Genomic DNA, 14,202 nt, shown 5'->3' on the forward strand with positions numbered 1-14,202 from the left:
CCAAACCCGGCAAAGCCGGGCGCCTCCCAAACCCAGGCGCCCGTCTTTGCCGCATCAAGTACCAGTTTCACACCCAATCAGAGAATGAACGACAATTTCCGCTCCCCGAGTCCGCATGACCAAAATCTGAGCCACCCATACTGCCGTTAGTCTCATGCCGCGAAGAGTTCGACGTTGGCGGAGCCCAGCTCAATCAGGTCGCCGAGGGCTCCGTCGATTCGAGCGAGAGAGTTTCCCCGTCCAGGGCCAGGTCCGCGGCCTTGACGGTGTCGTCGAACTGCTCGGGCCAGCTCGCACCCACGATTGCGGCGGAACGTTTGGGGTTGGCCAGCTGATGTAGAGCTGGACACCGGCATCCAAGGACGCGCCAAGTTCCTTCTGACCGACACGGCGCTGATCGTGGCCGACAACGGGTCGGGGTTCGGCGAGGAACAAGTCAAGGCGATCTGCTCGCTCGGTCGATCATCCAAGGGCCCTGGCACGTCCATTGGGCACAAGGGTCTGGGTTTCAAGTCAGTGGGTGAGATCACGGACCGACCGCAGGGTATCTCCCGACAAGCGTCGTTCCAGCTGCCTCGATCCCCGAAATCCACTTGTCCCGTCTCATCTAAAGTGATGCAATTGGCGCCCCGTCTTGTGAAGCCATTGGGCACATCGGCGCAAGCGAGCGGCTTCACACCAGGGCGGACCAATCCGGGTGACGCGCTGGCTGCAACCCCGTACGGAATGGGAATGCTGATTGCGGCAGCCATCGACAAGGGGGCACGGCATGTCATGGTCGCAGCGGGTGGCTCCGCTACCGCTGACGGCGGCTTGGGTGCGGTCAGGGTAGTCTGTGGAGGTTTGACACGTGTCGCTTGCCGACACGATAGGGTCAAGTAGGGGCAATCACCAGAGGACGGCATGAACGCACAGCGAGTATCCAGCCAAGACGTAGCGAACGAAGCTGGCGTCTCGCGAGCAACCGTCAGTTATGTGTTCAATCCCTCGAATCGATACGGCGTCAGCGACGAAACCCGGGCCAAGGTCCTTGAGGTCGCCGCCAGGCTGGGCTACGCGCCCTCGGTGTCCGCTCGATCACTTAGGGGCAAGCGTGACCTTGTCCTTTGCTTCCTTCCAGACTGGCCGATCGGCACCTCAACGAGCACCCTGCTCTCGTCGCTTTCGCAGCAATTGCAGGATGTAGGCCTCACCTTCCTGATCCGTTACCTCGCACCCGGTGCCCAGAATTTCGCGGAGTTGTGGCGCTCGCTCACGCCAGCGGGAATCATCAGCTTCATCGAATTCGGCGAAGACCTCACCGACCGGGCGCGCCACGAAAACGTGCCGCTCATCATGGCCGCTTTCGAGCGCCTCCACGCCGACCCGGCGCACGTCGACATCCCAGAACAGCGGACCGCCCGCACACAGGCCGAACACCTGCACAGCCGAGGACGGAAGTACCTGGCATTCGCATTTCCCGACGACGACCGTCTTGGTGCCTTCTCCCAACCTCGCCTCGAGGGCGTTCGCGCGTTTGCGGACGAACACGGCCTACCCGAGGTCCCGACGGTGATTGTGCCACTGGAACCTGAACCGGCAGCGAAAGCTATCGAGACGCTGCTGACAAGCCACCCTCAGACTGACGGGATCTGTTGTTACAACGACGAGGTCGCTGCTGCGACATCCATCGCCCTGCAGAGCCTCGGCAAGCGGGTTCCGGTCGACGTTGCAGTCATCGGGGTCGATGATGACCCAATCGCCCAGCTCGTCTCGCCCGCCCTCTCGACTGTTCGCATCGACACCGCAACCGTAGCCCAAGGGATCGTTGAGTCGCTGCGAGCAGCCATCGCAGGCGAAGCCCACAGACGTGAACCCATGGACGCCTCGTCGGTGCGACTCATCGTACGAGACTCGACCTAACCGCCGACGGCGGCTGCTGGGACGCCGGCAGAGCCACACAGCAACGTTTATCCCATCCCCGGTCTTCCAGTGATAGGCCGAGGGGTTCGTGATCGTCCGTTGTGAGCTCGAAGTCGTCTGCTTCGGCATCGTCGAGATCGGCGCTCACGAGGTTGCAGCCCACTCGACCGCATGCGCGGCGTCGCTCCCGGTGCGAAAATAGCGGCAGGTGACGAAATTCTCAAGCGAGCACGCCCCCATGGTGGCTCGATCGGGATGTCCTCGCCAACGAAGGGACCGGATTGTGTCGCAACACTCCTGGTGCTGGACCTGTTTCATCACTGAGGTTTCCTCCGCGACTGCAACATCAGGGAGTAAGATCGAAGTAAACGTTTAGTGAAACTGTACAAATGATGGCTCACGATGGCGGAGTGCTCGCCCTCTGCACTAATGCGGCCACACTCGGATCCGTCGCGCAGCCGACGATAAGCTGAACGAACACAGTCCCGACGTCTAACCTACCTGCACTGAGAAGGGAACGCCGCGCATGGCAGAGGCTCGCAAGGCAAAGCCAAGCGCTCGAAAGCGCGTGACCGCGTATGAGGTCGCCCACGAAAGCGGCGTGTCGCAGGCCACTGTGAGCTATGTGCTCAATAACACGCCCGGCCAGAAGATCAGCGAGGAGACCCGCAAGAAGGTCCTCGCTGTCAGGGATCGGCTCGGCTACTTCCCATACGAGCCCGCCCGAACGCTGAGCTATGGCAACAGCAGCATCGTGCTCATCGTCATGCCGGATTACCCGCTGGGACATGTCATGACCGCACTGCTGGACTACCTCTCGGAGGTTCTGACCGACGTCGGCAAGACGCTTGTCGTGCACCGAACCAAGGGGGGGCAGAGCGCCGTCGATGTGGCCCGGGTGATTGCACCGATGGCCTTGGTGAGCATGTATCCCCTGCACCCGGACGAGATCGAGACGGTCAAACGGATGGGAATCCTGACCGAAGAACTCGCCTTCGGCGAATCAGACGCGCCCGGAGTCATCACCAATCCGCAGGAGGACGTCGGCCGCATCCAGGCCGAGCATCTTCTTGCGACGGGTAAGAAGGTCCTAGGCTATGCACGACCTATCGATGAGCGGCTTCGACCTTTCTGGAACCCGAGACTTGAGGGCGTCCGGCGGGTCTGCCAGGAGGCAGGCCTTCCCGCGCCGGTTGATCTCGCGCTACGGGAAGACGGCGTAGATGCCGCAGAGACGCTTGCAATCTGGCTGCGAAACGGAGTCAACGGAATATGCGCATACAACGACGAGATCGCGCTAGCCGTCCTTCACGGCGCGAGACAACTCGGAATGGTAGTACCGCGTGAGTGCGGCGTGGTTGGGGTGGACGACATCCCTGCGGCGTCGATTTCCGCACCGCCGCTGACGACGGTGCGGCTGAACGTGCATACGATCGCGCAGCGGATCATCGCTGGGCTCAAACTCATCGATGGTCCGGCAGAGGACGACCGTCCGGTCTCGGAACTCATCATGCGGCAAAGCGCCTGAGCCTCAGAAGTAGACGGCTTCTCCTCCGGTGAGGTTCAAGGTGGCACCAGTCATGAACGCTGAGTTGTCGCTCGCTAGCCATGCTGCGAGGGCACCGACGTCGATGGGTAGGCCGAGCCGACGCACCGGGATGTGAGCCTCGGCATACTCCCGCCTGAACTTCACCGGGTCCGGGTTCGCTTCACCGGTCGTGGCAGGCAAGGTCGACAACATGAGCTGGGTCCACATGGTGCCCGGGCAGATCGCGTTCACTGTCACCCCAGCTGGCCCCAGTTCCTCCGCTGCGGCCTGGGTGAGACCAATGACTGCGGCCTTGCTTGCGCTGTAGACGCCGAAGGTCGCCATCCCGCGTCGGCCAAGATACGACGCGATGTTGATGATCCTTCCGAAGCCCTGCTCGGACATCAATCGTCCGGCAGCACGCACCCCGTAGAAAGCGCCTTCGAGGTTGATCGACACCACACGCTGGAAGGTCTCGTCCGTCGTCTCGGTGATGGGAACCTGGGGCTGGGACACGCCGGCGTTGTTCACCAGGATGTCCAGTGTCCCGTGCTCCTCAGCGACGCTACGGACGAGATCCTCGAACTGGGTTCCGCTGCGCACGTCCAACGCGCGAGAAGCGTGAGCACGGCCGCTGGCGGCCTGCAGCGCGAGCACTGCGTCGTCGGCGGGTTCGACGTCGGCGATGACGACTGTCGCGCCGTCGGCGGCAAGCGCCTCCGCGACACCGTAGCCGAGCCCCTGTCGTCCGCCCGTCACGACGGCGACTTTGTTCTTCAAAGGGAGAGACATCGGATTTGCTCCTGTTTCGTTCGTCATCGTCATGGGTGGGTCTCGAAGGCGGCGTGGGTTTCTGCTGAGGAACTGCCGCCGATCCACACGTCAAAGCGCGAGACATCCCTGACCCAGCCGCGTGTGGCGGAGCTCCAATACGTGCGTGACTCCGCGTCGAGAGCGAAGGTGATTTCCTGCGTCTCCCCGACCTCCAGCGAGACGCGATGGAAGCCCTTCAGTTCCCTGACAGGGCGTGCGGCAGCACCGTACTGCTGGTGCAGGTAGAGCTGCACGACTTCCTCGACCGGACGCGCCCCCTGATTCGTGATCCGAATCGTCGCAGTCACGGTCTCGTCGAGGCCGACGCTCGTTCGATCAAGCTCGATCTCGGAGTACTCGACCGGGCCGTAGGTCAGCCCGAAGCCGAAGGGGAACAGAGGCGTGTTCGTCTCGTCCCAGTACCGGCGCCACTGGTTCTGCGGCTCGTGCGACCTGGTGTGTGAGTAGGTCATCGGCACCTGTCCGACGCTTCGCGGCCAGGAGAAGGGCAGCTTTCCGCCGGGTGAGACATCTCCGAACAGGAGCGCAGCGGCAGCATCTCCGCCGCGAGTGCCGGGGTACCAGATATCGAGGATGGCTGGGACGTGGTCGGCAGCCCAACGCAGGTCGAGCGGACGGCCGTTCATGACGAGCGCAACAGTGGGGGTACCCGTGGCGACGACGGCCTGCAACAGCTTAAGTTGCTCGCCCGGAAGCTCCAGTGACGAACGAGATGCAGCCTCGCCGACCATGTTCTGCCATTCGCCGATCACCACGATCGCGACGTCCGCGTCCTGTGCGGAGGCGATCGCGTCGGCGAAAGCCGCATCGGGATCGAACCCGTCTGCGTCCGATGGACGGTTCCGGCCGAACTGATCGAACATCGACGCGTGTGCGCGCTGAACGACGGGGATTCCGGGCGCGTAATGGACCGCTGCCGTATCTCCCACCCGCTTCCGGATCCCTTCGAGGATGGTCACCGTCTCGTCGAGATCGTAGTCGAAGACCCAGGGTCCGATGGTGTCCCGGGCCGAATCGGCAAGAGGGCCGATGACCGCGACGGAAGTGAGCGAGTCCGCATCCAGCGGCAAGAGTTCTCCCTCGTTGCGAAGCAGCACGGCGGATCGCTCGGCTGCGCGTTGCGCAACTCGACGGTGCTCCGGGTCGGCAAGGACACGGCGGGCATTGTCTTCGTCGACGAACGGTGCATCCAGGACGCCAGAAAGCGCCTTCGCGGTCAGAACCCGGCTCACACTCTCGTCGATGAGCCGGACGAGCTCAGGCTCTGCTGCCGCCCGGTCAGCCAAATGCGAGTAGGCCGGATCGGTGATCGCCATCTCCATGTCCACTCCCGCTCGCAATGCGCGCTCCGCGGCGTCGGGGGCATCTGCTGCGAACCCATGCGTGACCAGGTTCTTGACCACGTTGGCGTCGCTGACGACGAACCCTTCGAAGCCCCAGGTCTTGCGCAAGACATCGTCGAACAGCCACGGAGATCCCGCCGCAGGTATACCGTTCAGCGTCATGTACGCCGTCATGATGTTCGCTGCACCGGCATCGACGGCGGCCTTGAAGGGCGGAAAGTAAGTGTTCCACAGGGAGGACTCGGAAAGGTCCACCTCGTCGTAGTCGCGGCCACCCACCGCCGCTCCGTACCCGACGAAGTGCTTGGGACCGGAGAGGACCGAGTCGGCGGAATCGAGGGCTTGGCCCTGGAATCCCCGCACCTGCGCGGCCGCCATCGCCGAGCCGAGGAATGGGTCTTCGCCAGCGCCCTCGATCATCCGGCCCCAGCGCGGGTCCCGCGCGATGTCGATCATCGGTGCAAACGTCCAGTTGATCCCTACCGCACGTGCCTCTCGCGCGGCCACGCGCTGAGCGGCCTCGACCTGGACGGGATCCCAGCTTGCGGCCAAGGCGATCGGCACAGGAAGAATCGTCCGAAGCCCGTGGATCACGTCGAAACCGAACAGGGCGGGGATACCGAGCCGGTTCCCCTCGATCACCATGCGCTGGAGACGGTTGATCTCTGAGGCCCGGCTCACGAAAAGGAGCGAGCCGACCGAACCTGACCTGATCGCTTCCTCGACCATGAGCGGCTGCTCATCAGCATCGAAGTCCAGTGCGGGTTCGGCGTGGGGAGGCAGTTGGAAGTAGAAGTATTGCGTGAGCTGAGCGATCTTCTCTTCCAGGGTCATGGCTGCGAGAAGCCGCTTCACGCGCTTCTGGACTGAGGGAGCGGCTTCCACGAAGGCAGATGTTGAAGTGTTCATCGGGAGGTTCGCTCGCCCGACTGCAAGGCAGCGTCGAACCTGGCCACGAGCGAATCGGTCGGAGTCGCTGAAGCATGCTGCGGTTGGGGGTCTGCGCGGAATTCGCGCTGCCGGAACACCCATCGGCCGTCCAACTTCTCGACTTTGTCGTAGTACATCCCGGTCAAGGTGATGCCAGCGCCGGGGAACTCTCCGGGCCGAAGCACCTGACAATATGCGGTGACCGACGCCTCGTCCTCCCCTGTCGACTGGATCTCCACGGGGAGGACCCAGTGCCGGGAATGCCCAAGCAGGCCGCGGTGGAGGTCATCGAGGAACCCCGCCAGCTTGTCGGGGCCGGTGAAGCTCACGTCACCGACGTTTCCGGCGGTGCCGATTCCCGTGATGAGTAGACGCCCGGTGGGGCTGAAACAAGAGAGGAACTTGCCTTCCAGACCGAAATCGAGACCGTGGGAGTAGCTGGTGAGCAGCTCCTGGATGCCGAGCCGGTCCTCCACAGAAAGAGTCATTAGATGTAATCCTTAGTGCTTGAGATTTGTGCGATGCCGGCCGTGAAGCCGCCGTCGACGACGAGATCCGATCCTGTGCAGAACGACGCATCATCGCTCGCCAGGAACAGAACGGCGGCGCTGATCTCAGCCGGCTCGGCGAAGCGTGGTATCGGCATGGTCGAGACCGCTGCCTCGTCCACCCGGGCGGTCATGGGAGTCCGCACGAATCCTGGATGGACGGTGTTGACCCTCACCCCCGACCCTGCGGCTTCCAAAGCCGCCGACTTGGAGAGCCCCCTCAGGCCCCATTTGCTGGCGCCGTACGCGACGCTCCCTCGGTGTCCGGCGAAGGCCGCGATCGATCCGATGTTCACAATCGCGCCGTGGCGCTGCTTGGCCATGCGCGGAAGAAAAGTGCGGATGCCCAGGAAGGCGCCGACGAGATTGATGTCGATGACCTTCGCGAACGCGTCGAGGGTCATTTCATCTACCGGCGAATCGATCACCACACCGGCATTATTAACCAGGACGTCGATCCCGTCGTTCTGGTCCAACCGCTCTGCCAGACAAGTCCAGTCGGCCTCGCTCGTCACGTCGAGTCGTGCGAACTCCGAGCCGGGGATCGCAGCTGCCGCCTCGCGACCCTGCTTCACGTTGACGTCGGCGAGGATGACCCGAGCACCTTCTTCGGCGAATGCATGGGCGTGTGATCTTCCCATGCCGCTTCCGGCGCCGGTGACGAGCACCCGTCGGCCGAGGAACCTCACCGGTCTTCCCGGCGGCGGTTCCGGAGCTGGTCGACCGCGACGGCGATGATCAGGATCATCCCGATCACGACGAGCTGCCAGAACGAGCTCACACCGACCACGACGAGGCCCGAAAGCAGGATCATGGCCAGAGCGGTGCCCCAGACGGTTCCAACGATGCTGATGCGTCCGCCGGTTAGCGCCGCGCCACCGATGACAGCTGCGGTGATCGCCGCGAGCGGGTCGTTGACGTGACCGTTGATCGAGGTGCTTCCGAAGTGCGCGAGGCTCAGGAACCCGGCCAGACCGGCCAGTCCACCCGCCAAGAGCGTCAGCTGGATCGTGTGCCGGCGCACCTTGATACCCGCGCGGTCAGCAGCCAGTTTCGACGAGCCGATCGCCAGGGTGCGCAGGCCGAACCGGGTAAAGCGGATGAGGAGACCGATCAGAACGGCGATGCCCAGTGCGACCACCGCAGGAAGGGGGATCGCCCCAGCGATCTTGGACAGCCCGAATCCGGTCTGAAGGTCGCCCGGCAGGCCGGCGATGTCTGAGCCCTTGGTGATGAGCAGGGTCAGGCCGGTGCCGACGCTCATTGTGCCGAGTGTTGCGATTAGCGAGTTCACCCGCAGATACGTGATCACGAGACCGTTTACGAGGCCGTAGACCACGCCCGTTCCGATGCAGGCCACCAGGCCGAGCAGAATCGCAAGCGGCACGTTGGTGAAGTTGCCGCCCCCATTGTCGCTGCCGACCAAGGAGACGTGGCCACCGGCGACGCTCACCGTGACGATCGAGCCGATCACCGAGGACAGCACAAGGTTTGCGCCGACCGACAGATCAATCAGGCCGGCGCCCAAGAGAACCGCTGTCGCTAGTGCCAGGAGGAGTCCCTCCGAGCCGTTCAGGAGTAGGTTCTGCGCGTTCCTCAGGGACATGAACACGCCGTTCGGCGACATGAGAGTGAAAAGGAGGACGAGGACGATGTCCAAGCCCAGTACCCAAGTGGCGCTGCCGGTGAGGGCGCGCCGCCACAACGGGGCCTCCGCGATGGCACGGGCGTCTGTGGGCCGGGTGGTCACATCCCCCGCGGTCGGCGGAGTGACTTTGGTGGAGCTCATGCTGCTTCCTCTTTCTTGTAACCGACCATTGTCGAAACGACGTCGGGCACGGTCAGCCCGGCCGCCGGCGCGTCGAGCGCCGTCTCGCCACGCCAAAGGATGACGACCCGGTCCGCGAACTTCAGTGCGCGCGGAAGATCATGGGATACGCAAAGGACACCGAGTCCCCGCGAAGCGACCGTGCGCATCATGTCGCCGACGATCTCGCTTTGGCGGGCACCGAGAGCGGCAGTCGGCTCGTCCAGGAGCAGTGCGCTGCGCGACCACATGACAGCTCGGGCGACGGCGACCGCCTGACGCTGGCCACCGGACAGATCACGGACCGCGATCTTCAGCGAGGGAAGGTTGATCGAGAGCTCCCGAAGAGCAGCATCGGCCTTCTCGGTCATGTCCTTACGGGACAGGGCGCCGAGGAGACCCAGCCCGCCGTGGCGCATTTCCTCGTGCCCCAGGAACATGTTGTCCACGACGGAGATGTCCGGAGCGAGTGCGAGCTCCTGGTGCACGCAGTCGATTCCGAGGTTCTGCGCGTCGCGGATGCTGTTCATCTCGACTTCTTGATCGTCGACGATGATCTTCCCCTCGTCGGGCTGGTGGACCCCCAGCAGAGTCTTGAGGAAGGTGGACTTTCCGGCACCGTTGTCGCCGAAAAGCGCCACGACCTCCCCGGCGTGTACGGTCACGTTTGCATCGATGAGCGCGTTGACGTGTCCGAATCGCTTGGCGATGTTGTGCCCTGCAAGCGCGACCTTGCGGTGGGTGGAGGGTGGTGGTGCACTTGAGCTGTTGTTCGTCACTCTCATCTCCTTTGGTGAGTGATTCCTGCTTGTCCGCAATCCCCATGCCGGGGCCGCGCCGGAGGCGACGGCCCCGGCATGGATGCGGGGACTAGCTGCAGTTCGGGTCGTAGATGTAGTCCTTCGACGCCGGCGAGTCTACGTTCTGCGGCGTGATGAACCCGAGGTCGGCCGTCACCGGCTCGATTGCGTTGGACTGCACAGCCTGACCGGCCTGGTACTTTCCATCCGTCAGGAAGTTGTACATTGTCTGGACGGCTTGTCCGCCGAGCTTGTACGCAGGCTGAGCGATGATCAGGCTGATGATGCCGGCCTTGAGCGCCTGGATCTCTGCAGGAACACTGTCGAAGGCGATGATCTTGATGCCCTTGACCCCGGTCTGCTGCACGGCGGCGGCCGCAGCCTGGCCCTCGGGGCCCGCGACGGCCAGGATCACCTTGAGGTCAGGGTTAGCGGTGATGAGCGACGACATGAGCTGGGTACCCTTGTTCACGTCGAAGCCATCGATTTGGTTGCCGAGCCAACTGAGGTCGGGGTTCGCCTTCTTGAGAGATGCCAGAATGGCGTCGCTGCGCTGGTTCTGCCAGGACGCGTCGGCGAGGCCCTGCATGACAACGGCTTTGCCGGTGAGGCCCTTGACCGTGGCCGCGACGTCGCCCGCGTACTTGGATCCGTCCTGGTTCGCGGTGACGTAGGTGAGGTCGTTCTGCATGTCGGCGTTCGTGGTGATCACCGGGGTGCCCTGCGACATCAGGCTCTTAACCTTAGTGCCCCACGGAGCCGAGTCCGTCTGGCTGAAGATCACGCCCTCCGGGTTCGTCAGCAGTGCGGTGTCGAGCGTCTGAGAGAGCTTCGCGTTGTCCGCCGTGGGGATGGACGACACCTGCAGATCGACGCCGAGCTTCTTCGCGGTCGCCTTTCCGCCGCAGATGAATGATCCCCAAAAAGCGTCCGAAGTGTTCTCGTACACGCCGGCGATGGTGACCGTCTTCTTCGCGTCGCCCGCAGCATTGGGGGTTCCCCCGCCGGACGAGCAGCCGGCCAGCGCCAGCGCCGCGACCACGCCGGTAGCGAGTAGCGAGAGGTTCGGTGTTTTCATGTGATCTCCTCTTTGAGAGTGCGGTCCGGGCCCGCGGAGTTCTGGCATTTTTGGAGCCGTTGGTGCGGCGGTTTCGGCGATTAGGTTCGAGCGACTTATCCGCATCAGTAATGTTAAGTGTAGCTGAACAGTGTGTTGCGTCACAAGAGACAATTTGATGGGGCTCGGACGGGTCCGCGCCCGCGCCCTACCGTTTACCGGTATTCGGCGAAGAGGCGGTCGCGATCGATTCCCCCGACGACACGCTCACGGGCGACGATCATGACGTCCGGGGTGTCCGTGCCGAATTCTCGTACCGGGTCGGCGATCACGTGGCGCTTTGCGAACTTCCACACCCCGTCAACCTTGACGAGATCGTCGAACCAGGCACCGGTGAGGATGATGCCGGCTTCGGGAACGACGCCGGCGCGGAACACGCTCACGTACGATTTCATGGTCGCGCGGTCGCCGTCGCCGTCGATGATCTGGTTGGTGTTGATGTGCTTGGTGAGGCCCCGACAGCCTCCGAAGACGCTCTCAGCGAATGCGACGAAGCCCTCCGGTCCACGCAGTTCCCCGGAATGCCTCTCCGCTCCGCGCGGCATCCCTTCGGTCGTCAGGACGACATCATCGGTCACAAGAGGGCGCATCGACTCAACCTCACCCCAGTCGAGCGCCCAGCTGAACTTGTAGAGCAGCTGTCGAATCTCTTCGTAGTCCGTGTAGTCGAGGGCCATGAGAATGCCTTTCTGGTTGGGGTAGATCTCGAGAGATGGGGGTTAGGAGCCGACACGCTGCTTCGCGGCCGTCATCCGCTCTGCCAGCAGCCATGAATTCTGCAGGCGGCGCTGAGGCGAGTTATGGACCCGGAAGGCCAACTTGACACGTGCCACTAGACTCGTGTCAACACTAGGGAGCGCCTACGGCCGTGTCAAGCGCCGGCCCCAGAGGCGCATATCCGACGAAGGGAAAGTGGATGCGTTACAAAGGAAAGACGGTCGTCGTGACCGGAGGAGGTTCGGGCATCGGCGCCGCGATGGCGCATGCCTTCGAAGGTGAAGGCGCACAAGTGGCGATCCTCGACCGCGCGCGGCCGCAGACGAACGCGAGCGGCTCGACCTGGCGTCTGCAGTGCGACGTTTCCGACGAGGCCCAGGTCACCCAGACCGTTGAGCAGGTGCTCGAGCGTTCGGGCCGGATCGATGTCCTCATGAACAACGCCGGCACCTTGGGGTACAACACGCCCGTTGCGGACCTGACGCTGGAAGACTGGCGCCGAACTCTCTCGGTCAACCTCGACGGCGTGTTCCTAATGAGCCGCGCCGTTCTGCCTGTGATGGTCGGACAAGGAACCGGCGTGATCATCAATACGGCTTCTATCGCCTCTTTCGTCGCGGGTGGCGGAAACAGTGCTTACACCGCCTCGAAGGCCGGGGTCGCCGGCTTCACACGCGCTATGGCCTACGAATACGGCCCCCTCGGAATCCGGGTGAATGCGATCGCGCCCGGTGCGATCGTGACGCCTTTGGCCGATCACATCAAGGAGGATGGCAAGCACACGAACGCTCTCCAGCAGGATCGAATGGACAACGTGCCCTCTCGAAGGATCGGGCAGCCGCGCGAGATTGCGACGGTGGCGACATTCCTCGCCAGCGATGACGCTTCCTTCGTGAACGGCGCCGTCTACCCGGTCGACGGAGGCTGGCTGGCATCATGAGCTCAAACACCAGTGAACAAGGGCTCTTCAGCCCGTTCGATCTCGGTTCGCTCCACCTGCGCAATCGCTTCGCCATGGCCCCGATGACACGCAAGTTCTCACCGGGAGGCGTCCCGACTGACGACGTCGCTGCCTACTACGCTCGCCGTGCGGCGTCGGGCGTCGGTCTGATCATCACCGAAGGAACCTACATCGGTCATCCGACCTCGGGCGCTGTCGAAGGAGTCCCCCACTTCTACGGCGACGATGCGCTCAACGGCTGGGCCAATGTGGTCGACGCCGTCCATGCAGAAGGCGGACAGATCATCCCCCAGCTCTGGCACGTGGGCGCCGACCGGGGAATCGAATACCCAGTGGACGACATCCACCTGACGGTGTCGCCCTCCGGACTCGCTCTTACCGGAACACCGCACGGCCGCGCCGCTAAGATCGAAGACCTCGACGAGATCATCGAGGCGTACGCGCAGGCCGCGGCCACAGCGCGACGACTCGGGTTCGACGGGATCGAGATCCACGCCGCTCACGGCTACCTGATCGATGAGTTCCTGTGGGCGTTCACGAATCGTCGTACTGACCGGTACGGAGGCGACTCCCGCGCTCGTGCACGCTTTGCCTCCGAGGTTGTCGCAGCCGCGCGCGCAGCCGTCGGAGATGACTTCACCATCGTCTTCCGCCTCTCGCAGTGGAAGATCGGCAACTATGGGGCCCGGACAAGCGAGTCCCCTGACGAACTCGCCGCCATCCTCGAGCCGATCTCTCAGGCCGGGGTCGACGTGTTCCATGCATCGACTCGGCGGTTCTGGGTCCCTCCGTTCGATGTCTCCGAGTGGACGTTCCCGAAATGGGTGCGCGAACTCTCCGGCAAGCCCGTCATCGCTACCGGCTCGATCGGGCTTCACAGGGAGTACGACCGTGAATCGACGGTGCGACGGCCGACCCTTGACCTGAAGGCAGCCGAGGCCGCATTCGCCGATGGCGACTTCGATCTTGCTGGCGTGGGCCGAGCGCTCCTTGCAAACCCGGATTGGGTCACTCGATTCGAAGCAGGCCAGTCGGACGCAATGAAGGACTACTCCCGGGAGCGCGAAGACGTCCTGTGGTAATCGATGGTGATCCCCTCGACTGTGGCCGAGGGGATCACCGTTCTTTCGAAGTCTTTTACATCAGCCCAGTCCGGCACATCGAATGACGTGGCTCTCACCATGAGGTGGGGTGCGGGCCCCACGACTCGTGCTGACAGGGATTATCTCGCCAAAGGAAGGAACAGCGGAAATGAACGATGTCGTTGCCGCCGCAGTCAACGGCCCTGGTTCTCCATCGGCATGGCGACAACGAAACAAGGAGCTACTGCTCAATGATTTGGTCGTCAACGGCCCGGCAACCCAGCGGCAGCTTGCCCAACGGACCGGTCTTTCGACTGCGACGATTTCGAATCTGGTAAAGGTTCTGCAGAGCGAAAACTGCATCACCACGTACCCCACGGTGAGTTCGAATCGCAGAGCCAAGCTCGTATCGTTGAGTAATTAGGGGGTAAGGGGAGCAGTTCCCGCGAATCCTGATAAGTACCGGTGTCGGGCTCCTTGCACCCAGATCCTGCGCGGTACAGATCGCACGCACGAACTCGGCAGCAACCGAGCCAGATCTGTTTTGACTGGTGTTAACGGCCATTGAGAGTTGCCCATAGATGGCCAGCATTTGTGCCCGCCGGCGGCCAGCTGGTTTGAGTTCTAGCGCTC

Annotated in this window: 14 protein-coding genes; 6 read left to right on the plus strand and 8 right to left on the minus strand. The window is 63.2% G+C overall.

What is annotated here, in order from left to right:
- Positions 1 to 303: 303 nt before the first annotated feature.
- From ACSVHC_RS01430 to ACSVHC_RS01440, 3 genes are all read left to right on the plus strand, one after another.
- Positions 304 to 882, plus strand: coding sequence for a sacsin N-terminal ATP-binding-like domain-containing protein (locus ACSVHC_RS01430; protein WP_439180482.1), 579 nt, complete (start codon positions 304 to 306; stop codon positions 880 to 882).
- A 21-nt stretch (positions 883 to 903) separates the two neighbouring features.
- Positions 904 to 1,902: a LacI family DNA-binding transcriptional regulator gene (locus tag ACSVHC_RS01435; protein WP_439180483.1), complete on the plus strand. Its 999-nt coding sequence runs from the start codon at positions 904 to 906 to the stop codon at positions 1,900 to 1,902.
- A 526-nt stretch (positions 1,903 to 2,428) separates the two neighbouring features.
- Positions 2,429 to 3,430 (plus strand): LacI family DNA-binding transcriptional regulator, encoded by a 1,002-nt coding sequence (locus ACSVHC_RS01440; RefSeq protein WP_439180485.1) that lies wholly within the window; start codon positions 2,429 to 2,431, stop codon positions 3,428 to 3,430.
- A gap of 3 nt (positions 3,431 to 3,433) precedes the next feature.
- Here ACSVHC_RS01440 and ACSVHC_RS01445 read toward each other — a convergent pair whose 3' ends face one another.
- From ACSVHC_RS01445 to ACSVHC_RS01480, 8 genes are all read right to left on the minus strand, one after another.
- On the minus strand, positions 3,434 to 4,222 hold the full coding sequence (locus tag ACSVHC_RS01445) for an SDR family NAD(P)-dependent oxidoreductase (RefSeq protein ID WP_439180486.1): 789 nt from the start codon (positions 4,220 to 4,222) through the stop codon (positions 3,434 to 3,436).
- A 29-nt stretch (positions 4,223 to 4,251) separates the two neighbouring features.
- Entirely contained in the window at positions 4,252 to 6,516 is a 2,265-nt protein-coding gene (locus tag ACSVHC_RS01450; RefSeq protein ID WP_439180487.1) for a glycoside hydrolase family 3 N-terminal domain-containing protein, read from the minus strand.
- Positions 6,513 to 7,025, minus strand: coding sequence for a nuclear transport factor 2 family protein (locus tag ACSVHC_RS01455; RefSeq protein ID WP_439180488.1), 513 nt, complete (start codon positions 7,023 to 7,025; stop codon positions 6,513 to 6,515). Before ACSVHC_RS01455 ends, ACSVHC_RS01450 begins: the two co-directional genes overlap by 4 nt.
- The gene (locus tag ACSVHC_RS01460) at positions 7,025 to 7,774 is read right to left on the minus strand and encodes an SDR family NAD(P)-dependent oxidoreductase (RefSeq protein WP_439180489.1); all 750 of its coding nucleotides are present in this window, start codon (positions 7,772 to 7,774) and stop codon (positions 7,025 to 7,027) included. The genes ACSVHC_RS01455 and ACSVHC_RS01460 overlap by 1 nt, the downstream gene beginning before the upstream one ends.
- Positions 7,771 to 8,874: an ABC transporter permease gene (locus ACSVHC_RS01465; RefSeq protein WP_439180490.1), complete on the minus strand. Its 1,104-nt coding sequence runs from the start codon at positions 8,872 to 8,874 to the stop codon at positions 7,771 to 7,773. Before ACSVHC_RS01465 ends, ACSVHC_RS01460 begins: the two co-directional genes overlap by 4 nt.
- Entirely contained in the window at positions 8,871 to 9,671 is an 801-nt protein-coding gene (locus ACSVHC_RS01470; RefSeq protein WP_439180491.1) for an ATP-binding cassette domain-containing protein, read from the minus strand. The genes ACSVHC_RS01465 and ACSVHC_RS01470 overlap by 4 nt, the downstream gene beginning before the upstream one ends.
- A 91-nt stretch (positions 9,672 to 9,762) precedes the next feature.
- Entirely contained in the window at positions 9,763 to 10,770 is a 1,008-nt protein-coding gene (locus ACSVHC_RS01475) for a sugar ABC transporter substrate-binding protein (protein WP_439180492.1), read from the minus strand.
- Between the two features lie 194 nt (positions 10,771 to 10,964).
- On the minus strand, positions 10,965 to 11,486 hold the full coding sequence (locus tag ACSVHC_RS01480; RefSeq protein ID WP_439180493.1) for a nuclear transport factor 2 family protein: 522 nt from the start codon (positions 11,484 to 11,486) through the stop codon (positions 10,965 to 10,967).
- Positions 11,487 to 11,725: 239 nt separating this feature from the next.
- Here ACSVHC_RS01480 and ACSVHC_RS01485 point away from each other — a divergent pair, with 239 nt between their 5' ends.
- The 3 genes from ACSVHC_RS01485 to ACSVHC_RS01495 all read left to right on the plus strand — a co-directional run bounded on the left by ACSVHC_RS01485 (position 11,726) and on the right by ACSVHC_RS01495 (position 13,993).
- Positions 11,726 to 12,466, plus strand: coding sequence for an SDR family NAD(P)-dependent oxidoreductase (locus tag ACSVHC_RS01485; RefSeq protein ID WP_439180494.1), 741 nt, complete (start codon positions 11,726 to 11,728; stop codon positions 12,464 to 12,466).
- Positions 12,463 to 13,569, plus strand: coding sequence for an oxidoreductase (locus ACSVHC_RS01490; protein WP_439180495.1), 1,107 nt, complete (start codon positions 12,463 to 12,465; stop codon positions 13,567 to 13,569). The genes ACSVHC_RS01485 and ACSVHC_RS01490 overlap by 4 nt, the downstream gene beginning before the upstream one ends.
- Before the next feature lie 169 nt (positions 13,570 to 13,738).
- Positions 13,739 to 13,993 carry a MarR family transcriptional regulator gene (locus ACSVHC_RS01495; protein ID WP_439180496.1) on the plus strand — a complete coding sequence of 85 codons (255 nt, stop codon included), beginning with the start codon at positions 13,739 to 13,741 and terminating at the stop codon, positions 13,991 to 13,993.
- Positions 13,994 to 14,202 lie beyond the last annotated feature (209 nt).

This window comes from Arthrobacter sp. KNU-44 (assembly GCF_051843155.1).
In the GTDB taxonomy this organism is placed as follows: domain Bacteria; phylum Actinomycetota; class Actinomycetes; order Actinomycetales; family Micrococcaceae; genus Arthrobacter.

Bases quoted from the DNA above. Each gene is read 5' to 3' on its own strand.
- ACSVHC_RS01475 (WP_439180492.1), bottom strand. From the start codon at position 10,770: ATGAAAACACCGAACCTCTCGCTACTCGCTACCGGCGTGGTCGCGGCG.
- ACSVHC_RS01435 (WP_439180483.1), top strand. From the start codon at position 904: ATGAACGCACAGCGAGTATCCAGCCAAGACGTAGCGAACGAAGCTGGC.
- ACSVHC_RS01490 (WP_439180495.1), top strand. From the start codon at position 12,463: ATGAGCTCAAACACCAGTGAACAAGGGCTCTTCAGCCCGTTCGATCTC.
- ACSVHC_RS01480 (WP_439180493.1), bottom strand. From the start codon at position 11,486: ATGGCCCTCGACTACACGGACTACGAAGAGATTCGACAGCTGCTCTAC.
- ACSVHC_RS01455 (WP_439180488.1), bottom strand. From the start codon at position 7,025: ATGACTCTTTCTGTGGAGGACCGGCTCGGCATCCAGGAGCTGCTCACC.
- ACSVHC_RS01445 (WP_439180486.1), bottom strand. From the start codon at position 4,222: ATGTCTCTCCCTTTGAAGAACAAAGTCGCCGTCGTGACGGGCGGACGA.
- ACSVHC_RS01440 (WP_439180485.1), top strand. From the start codon at position 2,429: ATGGCAGAGGCTCGCAAGGCAAAGCCAAGCGCTCGAAAGCGCGTGACC.
- ACSVHC_RS01450 (WP_439180487.1), bottom strand. From the start codon at position 6,516: ATGAACACTTCAACATCTGCCTTCGTGGAAGCCGCTCCCTCAGTCCAG.
- ACSVHC_RS01495 (WP_439180496.1), top strand. From the start codon at position 13,739: ATGAACGATGTCGTTGCCGCCGCAGTCAACGGCCCTGGTTCTCCATCG.
- ACSVHC_RS01465 (WP_439180490.1), bottom strand. From the start codon at position 8,874: ATGAGCTCCACCAAAGTCACTCCGCCGACCGCGGGGGATGTGACCACC.
- ACSVHC_RS01485 (WP_439180494.1), top strand. From the start codon at position 11,726: ATGCGTTACAAAGGAAAGACGGTCGTCGTGACCGGAGGAGGTTCGGGC.